General features: G+C 72.0%; 9 protein-coding genes. 7 read left to right on the forward strand and 2 right to left on the reverse strand.

Annotated elements, in window-relative coordinates:
• Positions 1-22: 22 nt before the first annotated feature.
• Positions 23-1,309 carry a DegT/DnrJ/EryC1/StrS family aminotransferase gene (locus tag ACFHWT_RS13695; RefSeq protein ID WP_416594981.1) on the reverse strand — a complete coding sequence of 429 codons (1,287 nt, stop codon included), beginning with the start codon at positions 1,307-1,309 and terminating at the stop codon, positions 23-25.
• A 245-nt stretch (positions 1,310-1,554) separates the two neighbouring features.
• On the opposite strand from ACFHWT_RS13695, the gene ACFHWT_RS13700 reads away from it, so the two are divergent.
• Both ACFHWT_RS13700 and solA read left to right on the forward strand, forming a co-directional pair.
• Positions 1,555-2,697 (forward strand): LLM class flavin-dependent oxidoreductase, encoded by a 1,143-nt coding sequence (locus tag ACFHWT_RS13700; protein ID WP_416594982.1) that lies wholly within the window; start codon positions 1,555-1,557, stop codon positions 2,695-2,697.
• Positions 2,678-3,826, forward strand: a complete 1,149-nt coding sequence (gene solA, locus ACFHWT_RS13705) for an N-methyl-L-tryptophan oxidase (protein WP_416594983.1) — start codon at positions 2,678-2,680, stop codon at positions 3,824-3,826. The genes ACFHWT_RS13700 and solA overlap by 20 nt, the downstream gene beginning before the upstream one ends.
• Here solA and ACFHWT_RS13710 read toward each other — a convergent pair.
• A complete protein-coding gene (locus ACFHWT_RS13710; RefSeq protein ID WP_416594984.1) occupies positions 3,804-5,513 on the reverse strand; it encodes a (2,3-dihydroxybenzoyl)adenylate synthase in 1,710 nt (569 codons plus the stop codon). The genes solA and ACFHWT_RS13710 overlap by 23 nt on opposite strands.
• 127 nt (positions 5,514-5,640) lie before the next feature.
• Between ACFHWT_RS13710 and ACFHWT_RS13715 the strand changes: the two genes are divergently transcribed.
• From ACFHWT_RS13715 to ACFHWT_RS13735, 5 genes are read left to right on the forward strand one after another with little or no spacing between them, the layout of a single operon-like run.
• The gene (locus ACFHWT_RS13715) at positions 5,641-11,148 is read left to right on the forward strand and encodes an amino acid adenylation domain-containing protein (protein WP_416594985.1); all 5,508 of its coding nucleotides are present in this window, start codon (positions 5,641-5,643) and stop codon (positions 11,146-11,148) included.
• Positions 11,145-12,308, forward strand: a complete 1,164-nt coding sequence (locus tag ACFHWT_RS13720; RefSeq protein ID WP_416594986.1) for a saccharopine dehydrogenase NADP-binding domain-containing protein — start codon at positions 11,145-11,147, stop codon at positions 12,306-12,308. The genes ACFHWT_RS13715 and ACFHWT_RS13720 overlap by 4 nt, the downstream gene beginning before the upstream one ends.
• A complete protein-coding gene (locus tag ACFHWT_RS13725) occupies positions 12,305-14,230 on the forward strand; it encodes a Gfo/Idh/MocA family oxidoreductase (protein ID WP_416594987.1) in 1,926 nt (641 codons plus the stop codon). The genes ACFHWT_RS13720 and ACFHWT_RS13725 overlap by 4 nt, the downstream gene beginning before the upstream one ends.
• Positions 14,227-15,444 (forward strand): cytochrome P450, encoded by a 1,218-nt coding sequence (locus ACFHWT_RS13730; protein WP_416594988.1) that lies wholly within the window; start codon positions 14,227-14,229, stop codon positions 15,442-15,444. The genes ACFHWT_RS13725 and ACFHWT_RS13730 overlap by 4 nt, the downstream gene beginning before the upstream one ends.
• The gene (locus ACFHWT_RS13735) at positions 15,441-16,226 is read left to right on the forward strand and encodes a thioesterase II family protein (protein WP_416594989.1); all 786 of its coding nucleotides are present in this window, start codon (positions 15,441-15,443) and stop codon (positions 16,224-16,226) included. The genes ACFHWT_RS13730 and ACFHWT_RS13735 overlap by 4 nt, the downstream gene beginning before the upstream one ends.
• The last annotated feature ends 48 nt before the right edge of the window (positions 16,227-16,274 follow it).

The following is a 16,274-nucleotide window of genomic DNA, read 5'->3' on the forward strand; positions in this document are numbered from 1 at the left end:
TTTCGGTGGCGGGTGACCGGACTCAGGCCGACGTCACGGTGTGGTCGGGCAGGGGTACGGAAACGGCCGTGGGTGGCGGTCCGGCCGGCGACAGCGTCGTGTCGAGGGCCGCGGTGACCGCCTCGATCAGGTAGTCGAGCTGCGTGTCAGTGATTCCCGGATGGCACGGCAGGTTGATCTGCTCGTCGAACCAGAGCCGCTCGGCGACCGGACATTCACCCCGACGGTGGCCACGAGCCCGCCACTCGGGGGTCAGATGGAGTGGGAAGTAGCGCAGCTGGACCTCCACCCCGTGGCGGTCCAGCTCGCGGACCAGGTGTTCACGCGTCGCCCGGCCGGCCTCCACGAAGAAGGTGTACAGGTGGTACGCGTGACCGATCCCCGGCGGCGGGCGGTGCAGACGCACCTGCGGGTAGCGGCCGATGCGCTCGTCGAGTCGCTCGGCGATGTGCCGGCGGCGGGCGGTGAGTCGCGCCATGCGGTCGAGCTGGACGATGCCGACGGCAGCGGCGGCTTCGGACATGGTGGCGTTCGTACCGGGTCTCCTGACGCGGGCGTAGTCGCGCCCGTAGATTCCCTCGGAGAACCGCATCCAGGGAAGCAGGGGAGTGGGCGGCGGCTCCGGGAAGCGGGCCGGACCGAGTTCGACATCGGGCTGGTTCGACCGGATCCGGTCGATTCGCTCGACCCAATCGTCGCGGTCGAAGGTGAGCATTCCGCCCTCACCCAGTGTCGTGATGTTCTTGGAGTTGTGGAAGCTGAAGCACCCGATGTCACCCAACGCGCCGGGGTGCCGTCCGTGCCAGGTCGCGCCGAGTGCGTGGGCGCAGTCCTCGATGACCACGGCACCGTGCCGACGGGCGGCCGCGACGATGCGGCCCATGTCGGCCGGATACCCGCCGTAGTGGACCAGGATCACTGCGGCGGTGCGGCCGTTCACCGCCGCCTCCACCGCCGTCGGATCGATGTTGAGCGACACCGGGTCGACGTCGCAGAAACGCACTCGCACATCGTGCGCCAGCAGCGGGTGGATCGTCGCGGAGAAGGTCTGCGGCGTGGTCAGCACCTCGTCGCCGGGACGGAGGTCGGCCAGGTGGATCGCCAGTTCGAGCGCCACGGTCCCGCTGGTCACCGTCAACGCGTGCCGCGTACCGACGTGGTCGGCGAACCGTCGTTCGAAGGTCGTCCGGCGGCTGCCGGCCGACAGGGTCTGTCCTGAGTCGACCAATTCGGTGATCGCGGCGAGTTCTGTGGCGTCGAGCACGCTGCCGCGCGTCGGAAAGGCAACCTGATAATCCTGATCGTCCATTGGTTTCGCAGCTCCTGCGATGGCGATGGGTGGACGGGAAAGTAGCACGTCGAGTCTGATGTGCAAAAGTGTTGATGTCTTGGTGCATTCGTTTTACGGCAGGCAAAATTGAGCATTGACGGACGTGCCGAAAAATGCTTCAGGGTGTGATCGGGAAGACTTTCTGTGTCCCTCCTTGTTGACATCCGATGTGCTGGTCGACTTCACTTGTACGCGCTACCGGCTATTCGCCACGGAGGGCACTTATGCAATTCGGTGTGGGGTTTTTCCCGGTCCTGTCGCCTAATGAGAAAAGCGCGGTCGACTGGTACGACGAGAGCCTGGCGCTGGCGGAACTCGCCGACGAACTCGGCTACGAGCACGTCCAGGTGGTGGAGCACTACTTCTCCGCCTACGGCGGCTACAGCCCGGACCCGGTGACGTTCCTGTCGGCGGTCGCCGCCCGGACCCGGCGGATCAGGGTGACCACCGGTGCCGTGGTTCCCGCCTTCACCCATCCGATCAAGCTCGCCGGCAAGCTGGCCATGTTGGACAACCTGTCCCACGGGCGGCTCGATGTCGGCTTCGGTCGGGCGTTCCTGCCGGAGGAGTTCGCCGCCTTCGAAGTGCCGATGAGCGCCAGCCGCGCCCGGTTCGCCGAAGGGATCGAGATCTGTCGCCGACTGTGGACGGAGACTGAGGTGTCTTGGTCCGGTGACTGGGTCACGTTCGGCCCGGTCACGATGTTGCCCCGGCCGTACCAGCGGCCGCACCCGCCGATCTTCGTGGCCTCCACCACCAGCCCCGAGTCCTGCGCCGAGGCCGGCCGGGCCGGATACCACCTGCAGGTCGTACCGACGGTGACCAGCCTTGGCGGTTTGCGGGAGATGCTCGCCGCCTACCGCCAGGCCCGGGCCGCTGCCGGCCACCCCGGCCCGGGGCGGGTGCAGATCAAGTACACCTGCTACCTCGCGCAGGACGGTGCCGCCGCGCTGGCCGCCGCCCGCCGCTTCGAGCTCAACTACATCGACAAGATGACCACCGCAATAGCCTCCTGGTCGACGGTGCGCAGCGCCGACTATCCCGGGTACGAGCAGCTCATCGACAAGGTCCGGCAGTACGACTTCGACCGGTCGCACGCCGACAACAAGGTCCTCGCCGGCACCCCCGGCCAGGTACGCGACCAGCTGGCCACGATCGCCGAATGGTTCGGCACCGACGTGACCGTGTGTCTGCAGGTCAACCCGGGAGCGACCGTGCTGGCGGACGCGCAGGGGGCGCTGCGGCTGTTCGCCGAGCAGGTGGCGCCGCACTTCTCCGGCGCCGGACCGGCGGCACCGGACGGTTCCGGTGCCGAACAGGCATCGGACGGTTCTGGTGAGGCCAGCCGTGCGCTCGCCGGACGCTGAGGTCGTCGTCGTCGGTCTCGGGGTGTTCGGTGCCGCCGCGCTGTGGCAACTGGCGGCGGCCGGCGTCAACGCGGTGGGCGTCGACCAGTTCACCCCGGGCCACGGCTTCGGCTCGTCGCACGGCGGGACCAGGATGTTCCGTACCGCCTGTCTGGAACACCCGGACCTGGTGCCACTGGCCCGCCGGTCCGGCCAGCTCTGGCAGGAGCTGGCGCTGGCCGCTGGCGAGAACCTGTTCGAGCCGACCGGCGGGGTGCTGATCGGGCCCCGAGCCGGGCACGTGGTCGCCGGCACCGTCGCCGCCGCCCGTCGCCACGGGCTCGACGTCGAGGTCTGGAACGCCGCCGAGGTGCGCGACCGGCTGCCCCGGCACGCCGGGATCGGCGACCACCACGCCGCGGTGTGGGAGCCGGCCGCCGGCCTGATCGCCGCGGAGGCGGCGGTCCGGGCAGCGGTCCGCGTCGCGGTCGGGCTTGGCGCGCGGGCGCTGACCGGCACCCGGGTGACCCGGATCGAGCTGGTCGCCGGCGGTGCGCTGGTGCACACCGCCGACGGCGGTGCGTTGCGGGCCGGGCGGGTCGTGGTCGCCGCCGGGGCCTGGCTGCCGACCCTGCTGCCGGCGATTCCGTTGCGGGTGCTGCGGGTGCCGATCACCTGGTTCCGGCCGGGCGATCCGGCCGACGCCGACCGGTACGGACTGGCCGACGTGCCGGTGTTCATCCGGGAACTTGACGACGGCACCTGCGTGTGGGGGCACGGGGTGCACTCCGGTGGCGAGCTGAAACTCGGCCTGGAGGACCATGGCGGGCTGCTGCGCGAGATGGGTCCGGACGGCGACGACCGCCAGGTCACCGCCGCCGACTGGGCGCCGCTGGTACGCCGGCTCGGCGTCGCGCTGCCCGGACTGGATCCGGTGCCGTCACGCGCCGCGGTCTGCATGTACCCGATGACCCCGGACCGGCAGTTCGTGCTCGGCAGCCCGGGCGACGACACCCGGCTGATCGTCGCCGGGGGCGACAGCGGGCACGGGTTCAAGCACGCCACCGGTGTCGGTGAGGTGGTGGCTGACCTGGTCCGCGGGGCGCCGCCGCCGGTGCCGGTGGCGTTCATGCATCCGGACCGGTGGTGACCATGGTCGCCGCCAAACGTTGTGCGAGCACCTTCTTGTCGATCTTGCCGACGGCGGTCAGCGGCATCGCGTCGACGCACTCGACGCGGTCCGGCAGCTTGTACGCGGCCAGCCCGCGTCCGCGCAGGAACGCCACCACCTCGGCGGCCGTCGGCGGCGGCCCGGCGCAGACCAGGACGGCCGCCGGCGCCTCACCCCACTGCTCGTCCGGTACGCCGACGAGCGCGGCCTGCCGGACGGCCGGGTGGGCGAGCAGGTGACCCTCCACCTCGGTCGCGGCGATCTTCTCGCCGCCCCGGTTGATTTGGTCCTTGACCCGGCCGACCACGGTGAGGTGCCCGGACGGCAGCTGTCGGACCAGGTCACCGGTGCGGTAGAAGCCGTCGGGTGTGAAGGAGGCGGCCGCCGAGGCGTCGGCCCGGTAGTAGCCGCGCAGCGTGTACGGGCCACGGGTGTGCAGCTCGCCGGGTTCACCCGGTGGTACCGGTCGCCCGTCGGCGGGGTCGACCACGCGGATCTCGTCGGCCGGGGAGCCGGGGCGGCCCTGCGTGGTGCAGACCAGCTCGTCGGGGTCGTCGAGCCGGGTGTAGTTGATCAGGCCCTCGGCCATGCCGTACACCTGCTGCAGCGGCACCCCGAGGGTGGGGGTGAACCGCCGTGCCAGCTCGTCGGCCAGCCGGGCGCTGCCGACCTGCACGAACCGCAGGCTGGACAGGTCGGGCCGGCTGTCGGCGTACTCGGCGAACCAGTACGGCACCAGCGGTGGGTTGAGTGCGGTGCAGGTGACCCGTTCCTGTTCGATCAGTCGGAAGGCGGTGGCCGGGCTCGGGTTGGGTGCGACGACGACGGTGCCGCCGGCCATCAGGGTGCCGAGCACACCGGGGCAGGCAAAGGTGAAGTTGAAGCCGATCGGCAGCACGGCCAGGTAGACGTCGTCCGGTCCGAGCCGGCAGATCTCGGCGCCGCTGCGGGCGTTGTAGGCGTAGTCGTCGTGGCTGCGGGGGATGAGCTTGGGCAGCCCGGTGGTGCCGCCGGAGAGCAGCAGCAGCGCCAGATCGGCGGCGGTCGGCCGAGGGTCGTCGTCGGCGGTCGCGGGCTGTTCGGGCGGGCCGTCGTGCAGGCCGGAGTAGCTGGTGAAGCCGGAGTCCGCCGGGTCACCGAGCACCACGACGTGGCGCAACGGTTCGTCGGCGGTGCGGCGTTCGCCGTACACCTGGGTGGCAAGGGTTCGGTAGTCGAACCGGGCGTGCCGGTCGGCGACGACGTAGCCGGCCGCGCCCGACAGCGCCGCCAGGTGGGCGATCTCCGCGCGGCGGTGTCCGGGCATGGCGTGTACGGGGACCGCGCCGAGCCGCTGCAGACCGAACCAGATTTCGACGAACTCGGCCCGGTTCGGCAGCTGCAGGACGACCCGGTCGCCACGGCGCAGCCCGAGCCGGCGCAGACCGGCGCTGATCCGGTCCGCCGCGTCGTCCAGCTGCCGGTACGTCCACCGTCGATCCCCGTCGACCAGGGCGGTCCGTCCACCGTGCTGCTGTGCCCAGCGTCGGAGCAGGTCAGCGAAGGTATCACCGGTCCAGAAGCCGGCGGCACGGTAGCGCCGTGCGTCGGTCTCCGGCCAGGCCACCCAGCCCGGGTCGACGGTCGTGCCGGGACCGGCGGGTTGGTCCTCGTGGTCGGGGTTCATGCCGGGTCCCTTCTGGTCCGTCGATCAGGACTGTGCTTAGATAACGTCTATCGCAGTTGAATGTCATTTTCAACAAGTCACTGGGTGGAGTGGCCCGAACAGACCGTGACGACGAGGCGGGAGCCCGATGGATGTCGACGAACTGATCACCGAGCTGGACGCCGATGGCGTGACCCTGTGGCTGGAAGGCGACGAGCTACGGTTCCGCGCCCGTAAGGGCGCCTTCACCGAGCAACGGCGGGACGCCGTACGTCGGCACCGCGAGGCCATCCGCGCACACCTGCGGCAGACCGCACCCGCCCAGGTCACCGCCGACCCGGCCGGCCGGCACGAACCCTTCCCGCTGTCCGACCTGCAGGCCGCCTACCTGGTCGGCCGGGGCACCCACTACGAGTACGGCGGCGTCGCCTGCCACGCCTACGTCGAGTACGACTACCCCGACCTGGATCCGCACCGGGTGCAGCACACCTGGGACCGGCTCGTCGCCCGGCACGACATGCTGCGCGCCGTGGTGCACAGCGACGGCTACCAGGTCGTCCTCGCCCAGCCACCGGCCTGTCCGATCGGCGTCACCGACCTGCGTGGACGCGCGGTGACCGAGATCGACGACCACCTGCGCCAGCTGCGCGACAGGCTGTCCCACCGGGTCGCCCCGACCGACCGCTGGCCGCTGTTCGCCCTGCACGTGACTTGCACCGACGACCGGGCGGTCCTGCACCTCTCCCTCGACCTGCTCATCGTGGACTACGCCAGCGTGCAGCGACTCGTCACCGAGTTCGACCAGCTCTACACCGACCCGAGCGCCACACTCGATCCCATCGACGTCACCTACCGTGACTACCTGATCGGCCGTCGTCGGATCACCGACACCCCGGCGTACCGCCGCGACCGCGAGTACTGGCTGCGCCGCCTCGACGAGCTGCCGCCCGCCCCCGAACTGCCGGCCGGCGACGCCAGTGCCGACGGGCCGGTCCGGTTCCGTCGGCGGGAACGCCAACTGCCCGGCCCGCTGTGGACCGCACTGCGCGAGCGCGCGGCCCGCCACCAGGTGAGCGTCTCGACCGTGCTGCTCACCGCCTACGCCGAGGTCATCGGCAGGTGGAGCCGCAACCCGAGATTCACGCTCAACATCCCGACCTTCCAGCGACTGCCGCTGCACCCCGCCGTCGAGTCGTTGGTCGGCGACTTCACCGTCGTCGAACCACTCGCCGTCGACCTCACCGCACCACTTCCATTCGCCGAGCGCGCCACGGCGGTCGCCGGCCAACTCCTGGAGGACCTGTCGCACGGCCTGTTCACCGGCAGCGAGGTCCTCGCCGAGCTGAGCCGACGCACCGGCACCCGGCAACTGCTCCCGGTCGTGTTCACCAGCACCCTCGACACGCCCGCGCCGTCGCCGGCCCGGGGCCAGGTCGGCTACGCGATCAGCCAGACGCCGCAGGTCTGGATCGACTGCCAGGTCATGCCGCGCGGCGACGGACTGGCCCTGTCCTGGGATGTGCGCGACAACGTACTGCCGGCCGACCTGGCCGACGACGCCTTCGGCGCGTGGGTCGATGCCGTCGAGCGTCTGGCCGACGACGACGGCCCGTGGCGGGATCCGTCCCCGGTCGCGTTGCCCGCCGCGCAGTGCGAGCGCCGCCGGCAGGTCAACGCCACCGACGGTCCGCTCCCCGACGGGCTGCTGCACGACGACGTCGTCGCCCAGGCGCACCGCACCCCCGAACGGGTGGCGGTCGTCGCCGACGGACACGAGCTGACCTACCGCGACCTGCTCGACCGCGCCACCGCCGTCGCCGACCTGTTCGCCGGCGCCGGGCTACGTCCCGCCGAACCGGTCGCGGTGCTGATGGACAAGGGCTGGGAGCAGATCGTCGCGGTCCTCGGTGCCCTGCTCGCCGGTGGGGCGTACCTGCCGGTCGACGTCACGCAACCGGCCGCCCGGCGCAACGCCATCCTCACCGACGCGCAGGTGCGTACCGTACTGACCCAGTCCTGGCTGCTCGACGCCGCGGCCCTGCCCGACTCGGTGACCGCCGTCGCGGTCGACACCGTGGCCGTCGACGGGCTGTCGGCGCGGACCGGACCGGCATCCGGGAATCGACCCCCGGCCGTCGCCCGTCCTGGCCCCGACGACCTGGCGTACGTCATCTACACCTCCGGGTCCACCGGGACACCCAAGGGCGTCATGATCAGCCACCGGGCGGCGCGCAACACCATCGACGACATCAACCGCCGGTTCGCCGTCGGCGCGGACGACTCCGTGCTCGGCCTGGCCAGCCTCGGGTTCGACCTGTCGGTCTACGACGTGTTCGGCCCGCTCGCCGTCGGCGGCCGGCTGGTGCTGCCCGACGCGGACCGCCGGGGCGACCCGTCGCACTGGGCCGACCTCGCCGACCGCCACGCCGTCACGATCTGGAACTCAGTGCCCGGCCAGTTGCAGATGCTGCACGACTACCTGCGGGCGGTGCCGGATCTGCGTCCAGCGGGGCTACGGCTGGCCATGCTCTCCGGCGACTGGATTCCGGTCGCCCTGCCGGACGCGGTCCGCGAGCTGCTGCCGCGACTGCGGGTGGTCAGCCTCGGTGGCGCCACCGAGGGATCGATCTGGTCGATCTGGCATCCCATCGACGTCGTCGACCACAACCGGCCCAGCATCCCGTACGGGGTGCCGCTGACCAATCAGACGTTCCACGTGCTCGACGCCCAGCTGCGGGACCGTCCCGACTGGATCGCTGGCGAGCTCTACATCGGTGGTGCCGGCGTGGCCCTGGGCTACTACCACGACCCGCAGCGCACCGCCGACCGGTTCCTGCGGCATCCGAGCACCGGCGAACGGCTCTACCGCACCGGTGACCTGGGCCGCTACTGGCCCGACGGGACCATCGAGTTCCTCGGTCGCCAGGACGACCAGGTCAAGATCCGGGGCTACCGGATCGAACTGGCCGAGGTCGAGACCGCCGTGCAGGCCCACCCCGGTGTCGCCGGCGCTGCCGTGCTGGTCGACGCCGCCCACCCCGGCGGCAAGCGGCTCGCCGCGTTCGTCGAACCCGCCGTCACCCCGCCCGACTCTGCCGCCGCGGCCGCCGCCGCCGGGGCCGGTGCCGTCGCGGCGGCGGCGTCGCGGGCCGCGCAGACCGGGGTCGACCCGCAGGCCCTCGCCGACTTCCAGGCCGCGCTGGCCGACGTCGCACTGACCGCGATGGCCGCCACCCTCGCCGACGCCGACGTCGCCACCGGTGACACCTGGCACAGCGCCGACGAGGTCTGCCAGGCGTTGGACGCCACCGCGGTGACCGCGCCGATCGTGCGTCGCTGGCTCGCCGCGCTGACCCGCGCCGGTCGGATCACCGTCACCGACGACGGCCGGTACGGCGACCTCGTCGTACCGGCGTCCGACGACCTCAAGGATGCCTGGCGCCGACTCGCCGAGGCCGATCGCCGGCTCGACTACAGCACCGACCTGATCGACGCGGTCCGCAGCTGTGTCGAACACCTGCCGGCGCTGATCGCCGGCAGCACCGACATCCGTACGCTGCTGTTCCCCGGTGCCCGCGCCGACGCGATGGCCGCCGCCTACCGCGACAACCTCGCCGTCGCCCACCTGCACCAGGCGACCGTCGCGGCGCTGCGGCACATCGCCGAACGGCACGACGGCGACGGAGCGCTGCGGCTGCTGGAGGTCGGCGGTGGCGTCGCCGGCACCACCAGTCTGCTCGCCCCCGCCCTGGCCGAGTACCGCCCCGACTACCTGTTCACCGACCCGTCGACGTTCTTCCTCAACGAAGCCCGGGACCAGTTCGTCCACCACCCGTGGATCCGCTACGCCCGCTTCGACCTGCGCGACGACCCTCGCTCCCAAGGGCTGACCCCGAACAGCGTCGACGTGGTCATCGCCGCGAACCACCTGCACACCGCACCGGACGCCGCCGCCGCGATCGAGCGGCTCACCGGCCTGCTCGCCTCCGGCGGCTGGCTGGTAATCATGGAACAGACCCGCGACGACGACCCGGCGCTGCTGGTGTCCATGGAGTTCCTGGAGGCCATCGCCGGCCCGTTCACCGACGTGCGCGCCGCCGCCGGCCAGTCGTTCCTCACCGGGCCACAGTGGCGTGAGCTGCTCGCCACGGCCGGAGCCGAGCTGGTCACCCAGCTGCCGGCGGCCGGCGAGCCGCTGCACCCCACCGGTCAGCAGCTGTTCCTCGCCCGGGTCAAGACCGACCGGACGCCGGTGACCACCGCCGACCTGGTCCGGCACACCACCGCCCGACTGCCCGACTACATGGTGCCGACGGTGTGGCAGCTGGTCGACGGGTTGCCCCGTACCAGCAACGGAAAGGTCGACCGCAACCGGCTGCGGACCTGGCTGCCCGGCGCCGACCAGGGCCAGCAGACCGCCGCGGTGGCCGCCGATCCGGTGGACGCGCTGGAACGCCACCTCGCCGCCATCTGGGCGGAACTGCTCGACCGCGAGTACGTCGGCCGCCACGACGACTTCTTCGCCCTCGGCGGCGACTCGCTGCTCGTCGCCCGCCTCGTCGGTCTGCTGCGGGAACGCGTCCCCGACGTGGTCGCCCTCGAATGGGAGGTGGTGCTGCGACACATGCTGCGCCAACCGACCGTCGCCGCCCTCGCCGCCTACCTGCGCACGGTCACCACACCGCAGACATCGGCGCCGGGCGACGGCCCGGTCCGCACCTCACCGGTGGTCCGACTGCACGGCTCCGGCACCGATCCGCTCACCGTACTGGTGCACGCCGGCACCGGCACGATCATGCCGTACCGGGCGCTCATCACCGAGATCCGCCGCCGATCCGCCGGCACCAGCTCGGTCATCGGTGTCGAGGTACCACATCTGCCGACCTTCCTGGACGCCGACCCGGCCGGCCTGATCGACCGGATCGCGGCCGACTACGCGACCGAGATCGGTGAGCTCGGCGCCCGTGAACTGCACGTCGTCGGCTACTGCCTCGGCGGCCTGATCGCCACCGAGATCGCCCGGGGCCTCAGCGAGCGCGGCGCCAACGTCGCCACCCTGACCGCGATCAGCAGTCACAGCCCCCGGTTCCGGCTCGACGACGAACTGTTGTCGGAGTACTCGTTCGCCGTGATGATGGGCATCGCGCCCGCCGACATCGGGTTCCCCGCCGACGAACTCGCGGTGGCCCGCGCCGCCGACGCGGTCCTGGCCGGCAGCCCCGGTGTGCTGCGTGACGGCGGCTTCGTCGAACTGACCGGCGAACACGCCGACGTCGCCGCCGCCTTCCGGGCGCTCGCCGCCCTGCCCCGCGAGCAGCGGGTCGCCCGGATGTGCGAGGCGGTTCCCGCCTCGGCCGGCATGTACGAGCCGGACCACATGATGCGGCTGTTCCGCACCTTCCGGCAGAGCGTGTTCGCCATCACCCGCTACGAACCGGAGCCGTACGCCGGCGACATCACCTTCCTGCGGCACAGCGGTGCCTACCCGTTCCCAGGCAGCCGGGACGCGGTCACCCAGCACTGGGCCGAGCTGTGCCTGGGCGACCTGCGCATCGTCGACGTCCCCGGTGACCACTTCAGCTGCATCGATGTGGCGCATGCCCCGGGTGTGGTCAAACTGCTCAGCGAGATCACCGACGGGGCGGTGACCCGATGATCGGCGTACTGGGTGCCTCCGGCTCGGTCGGTCAGGTTGCCGTCGCGCACCTGCACCGCCTCGGTGTCGGGCCGCTGCGCCTCGCTGCCCGGCACGTCGAACCGGTGCGGCGGGTCGCCGCCGGTCTGCCCGGTGCCGACGTCGACACCGTCGAGGTCGACCTACGGGATCCGGCCGCCCTGGCCGCGTTCTGCGCCGGCACCTCGCTGGTGGTCAACTGTGCCGGGCCGACGTACGAGCTGAAGGAGACGGTCGCGGCGGCGGCGCTGGCCGCCGGCGCGCACTGTGTCGACGTGGCCGGTGACGACCCGGTCCACGAGGCCCTGACCGGCGACGTCCCTGGTGGCGACGTCCCTGGTGGCCGCGCTTGCGGTGGCGGCCGCACCGTGGTGCTGTCCGCCGGCACTCTGCCCGGCCTGTCCAGCCTGCTGCCGCGCTGGCTCGCCAGCACCGAGTTCGACGGCGTCGACACGCTGACCGCCTGGGTCGGTGGCGTCGAGCACTGCTCCCCGGTGGTCGCCGTCGACATGATGCTGTCGCTGCGCTCCGGTGGCGCGGCCGGAGCGGCGTACGGCGAGGCCAACGCCGCCTGGCGGGGCGGGGCGGCGCGGTCCCGGGCGCTGCGCCCGGCGGAGGACGCGACCGTGCCGCAGTTCGCCGGATCCGTCGCGGTGCAACCGTTCCTCAGCGCCGAGACCCGCCGACTGGCCCGTGCGCTGCGGCTGCGCGACGTCGACTGGCTCAACGTCTACCCGGGACCCCAGGTGCGGACGCTACTGGCCGCGCTGCCGGCCGCCGCCAGCGTCGGGGCCGACGAGGCGGACCTCGCCCGGCGGATGATCCGCGCCGCAGAGCTGGACCTCGCGGGCCGCAGCCCCTACTACCAGATGGTCTTCACGATGGGTGGTACGCGCGGCGGCGTCCCCGTCGAGCGGACCGCCGTTCTGCGGGTCACCAGCAGCTACCGCCTCACCGGGCTGGTCGGTGCGCTGGCCGCCGTGGCGGTACTCGGCGGCGACGTTCCACCCGGGGTTCACTTCGCCGCCGACGTGCTGGACCCGGCGGCCACGGTCGCCGCGCTGCGGGGGTCGGGGGAGCCGCTCACGGTACGGCTGGTCGACGGCGACACCGCCGACGACACCGAGGAGGGCACGCTGTGAGCACGCCGCTGCGGGTGCTGGTCTGCGGGACCAACTTCGGCCGGTTCTACCTACGTGCGGTCGCCGACCTCGCACCCGACCTGGTCCTCGCCGGCGTGCTCAGCCGGGGCGGGACCGCCTCCCGGGCACTGGCCGACGAGTACGGGGTGCCCCACCACAACAACCTGGACACGATCGGCGCAGGCGAGATCGACATCGCCTGCGTCGTGGTCGGCTCCACCATCTCCGGGGGAGCAGGCACCGACCTGGCCCGCGCGTTGCTGGCCCGGGGTGTGCACGTGCTGCAGGAGCACCCGGTGCACCACGACGAACTCGTCGACTGTCTGCGGGCTGCGCGCCACCATGGCGTGCAGTACCGGGTCAACGCCCACTACCGGCACGTCGAACCGGTCCGTCGGTTCCTCGCTGCCGCGGCCCGGCTCCGTTCCCGCGAGAAGCTGGTGTTCGTCGATGCCGTGAGCCCGGTGCACGTGCTCCATCCGTTCGTGGACGTGCTCGGTGCCGCCCTTGGTGGCCTGCGTCCCTGGCGCGTCGACGAGGCCGTCGCCGTCGGTTCGCTACGGTCGGTCACCGGCCAGGTCGGCGGGGTACCGCTGACCCTTCGGGTGCACCACGAACTCGACCCGGCCGACCGCGACAACCACGCCCTGTTCTGGCACCGGATCAGCCTCGGTACCCGGGCCGGTGCGCTGACCCTGGCCGACACCCACGGACCGGTGCTGTGGACCCCGACGCTGCACGCCGACCGGGACACCGACGGTCGGCTGGTCTTCACCGGCGGGCAGCTCGACCAGCCGGGCAGCGCGCCGCTGCCGGGCACCGCCGCCGGCACCCAGCGTGACGTCTTCGACCGGCTCTGGCCGCAGGCGGTACGGCGTGCGCTGCGGGAGTTCACGGCGGCGGTCCGCCGGGGCGACGATCCGCTACGGTCGGCCCAGTACGACATCACCGCCTGCCGGATCTGGTCGCAACTGGCGGCCCGGCTCGGCCCGCCGGACGTGGTGCGACCGGCGACCCCGTCACGCGTCACCCTCGCCGATCTGGCTGATCCGCACGACAACGGCGACGGCACCGACGCCAGCGAGAGCGTTACCGACGCCAGCGGCGACGGCACCGATGCCAGGGAGACCGCTACCGACGCCAGCGACGACGCGGCGGAGCCGTACTCGCCGACCGCCGAGTTCTTCGACCTCGCTGCCGCCGCGCACGTCGCGACCGGCAGCGCTCCCGCCGTCGTCGCGGCGCTGGCCGGCCTCGACACCGCCGCCGGCCCGGTGGTCGAGATCGGTGCCGGGACCGGCCTGGTCACCGTCGCCCTCGCCCGAGCCTTCCCGGACCTGGAGATCGTCGCCCACGAACCGGCCACCGGCATGCGTGCCGTGCTGACCAGCCGGATCTACCGGGACCCCGACCTGCGCCGCCGGATCACCGTCTGCACCGAACCCGCCCCGGACCTCGATCTGCCGGACAGCATCAGCGGTGCCGTGGTCTGCGGAGTCGCCGGCCACCTCGACCAGCCCGACCGGGTACGCCTGTGGCGGCGGCTGGCCGAACGGCTGGCACCCGGCGGACGGATCGTCGTCGAACTGATGGCCATCGACCGGCCGCTCGTGCTCGACCCCACCCGGCTGTCCCGCGTCGAGGTCGGCGATCAGCGCTACGAATGGTGGTTCTCCGGCGAACCCGACGGCCCGGACCGGATGCGCCTGCACACCACGTGGCGGGTGTCGACCGAGGACGGTACGCCGGTGCGCGAGGTCGCCGACCTGTACCACTGGTACACCCTCACCCTCGCCGGCGTCGCCGCCGAGTCCGGAATGCCGCTGCACGACATCCCACAGGCCGGCACCGGCGGGCCGCCGATCGGCGTACTCGTGCCGGCGCCCCGGACCACTACCGACCAGGAAGGAACGCGCCGATGACCGAGACACTTCCCACCGCGACCCGGACGCCGCCGGCGTTTCCGATACCGAGGGAGTGCCCCTTCGCCCCGCCGGAGCGCTACGCCGCACTACGCGACGCCGAACCGGTGTCCCGGGTGACCCTGCCCACCGGCAAACAGCCGTGGATCGTCACCCGCTACGCCGACGTCCGTGCGCTGCTGGCCGACCCCCGGGTCAGCGCCGACATCCGGCATCCGAACTTTCCGGCGATGGGCATCGGCGAACAGGAAGCCGGCGCGAAATCGCGACCGTTCATCCGCACCGACCCACCGGAACACACCCGCTTCCGGCGCATGCTCCAGGCCGAGTTCACCGTCAAGCGGATCCGCGACATGCGTCCGACGATCCAGCAGACCGTCGACCAGCTCGTCGACGACATGCTCGCTGCCGGGCCGCCGGTCGATCTGGTCACCGCGTTCGCCAACGCGGTCTCCACGACGACCGTACTGGGCCTGTTCGGCGCGCCCACCGACGACATCGAGTTCTTCCGCGACGTGACCCGCATCTCCGGTGGACGCACCAGCAGCGCCGAGGAGGTCAGCGCCGCCCTCGCCAGCCTGTTCCGGATGCTGGACGGGCTGATCACCGCCCGGGAGCAGGCACCCGGTGACGACCTGCTGTCCAAGCTGGTCGTCGACCACCTGCAGGCCGGCGTGGTCACCCGGCACGAACTGCTCTCCACGATCGGGATCACCATCGTCGCCGGAAGGGAGACCACCACCAGCATGATCGCGCTCGGCACCCTGTTGCTGCTGCGCCACCCGGAGCAGCTGGCCCGGCTGCGCGCCGAGCCCGAGCTGATGCCGGCGGCCGTCGAGGAGCTGCTGCGTATCCTGTCCGTCGCCGACTCGATCCCGCTGCGCGTCGCCGCCGCCGACATCGACCTCGACGGGACGCGCATCCAGGCGGGCGACGGCATCATCGCCCTGCTCGCCGCCGCCGACCACGACCCGGAGGTGTTCGCCGACCCGCAGCGGCTGGATTTCGACCGGACCAACCGGCACCACGTCGCCTTCGGTTACGGGGTGCACCAGTGCATCGGGCAGAACCTGGCCCGGCTGGAGTTGGAGATCGCGATCGGCACCCTGATCCGGCGCATCCCGGATCTGCGGCTGGCCGGCGAGTTCGACGATCTCGAGTTCAACAACGACGCGGCGACGTTCGGCATCCAGGCGATGCGGGTGAGCTGGTGAACGCCGCGACATTCGGCCCGTGGCTGCGCTGCTACCAGCGGCGCCCGGCGGCCGCCGTACGGCTGATCTGCTTCCCGCATGCTGGCGGCGGTGCCGGCAGCTTCCGCGCCTGGGACGCGCTGCTGCCACCGTCGGTCGAGCTGGTCTGCGTGCAGTACCCGGGGCGGGAGGACCGGTTCGCCGATCCGCCCGTCGACGACATGAGCGCGCTGACGACCCCGGTCGCCGACGCCGTGGCGCGCCTCGCCGACCGGCCCTACCTGGTCTTCGGTCACAGTATGGGTACGGCGGTGGCGTACGAGACGGTCCAGCGGCTGCGTGAACTCGGCATCGGACAGCCACAGTGGCTGTTCGTCTCCGGCCGTCCCGCGCCGGGCGACGTCGTCGGAGGCGAGGTGCACCGACGCGACGACGACGGCCTCTGCGCCGAACTGAACCGGCTCGGCGGCACCCACGACGAGGTGCTGGCCGATCCGGAGCTGCGCCGGGCGGTGCTCGGCTACGTCCGCAACGACTACCGGCTCATCGAGACGTACCGGCCGGTGCCGGCGGCGCCGTTGGACTGCCCGGTCATGGTGTTGCGGGGCGACGCCGATCCGGAGCTCGACGACCGGCAGGCGTACGGCTGGGGCCGGCTGACCCGTGGCCGGCTCGACGTGCGGACCTTCCCCGGCGACCACTTCTACCTGGTGCCGCAGCGACCCGCCGTCGTCTCCGCCATCCTCGGCAAGCTCGACCCGGTGCTGACCCGCACCCCGGTGGCCTGGCCCAGCATGCCGTGACCGACACCCGCGTTCCGACCGTCCATGCCAACCCGTTCGATCGGAGGA

It is taken from the genome of Micromonospora sp. LOL_021, assembly GCF_048060215.1.
Taxonomy (GTDB): domain Bacteria; phylum Actinomycetota; class Actinomycetes; order Mycobacteriales; family Micromonosporaceae; genus Micromonospora_E.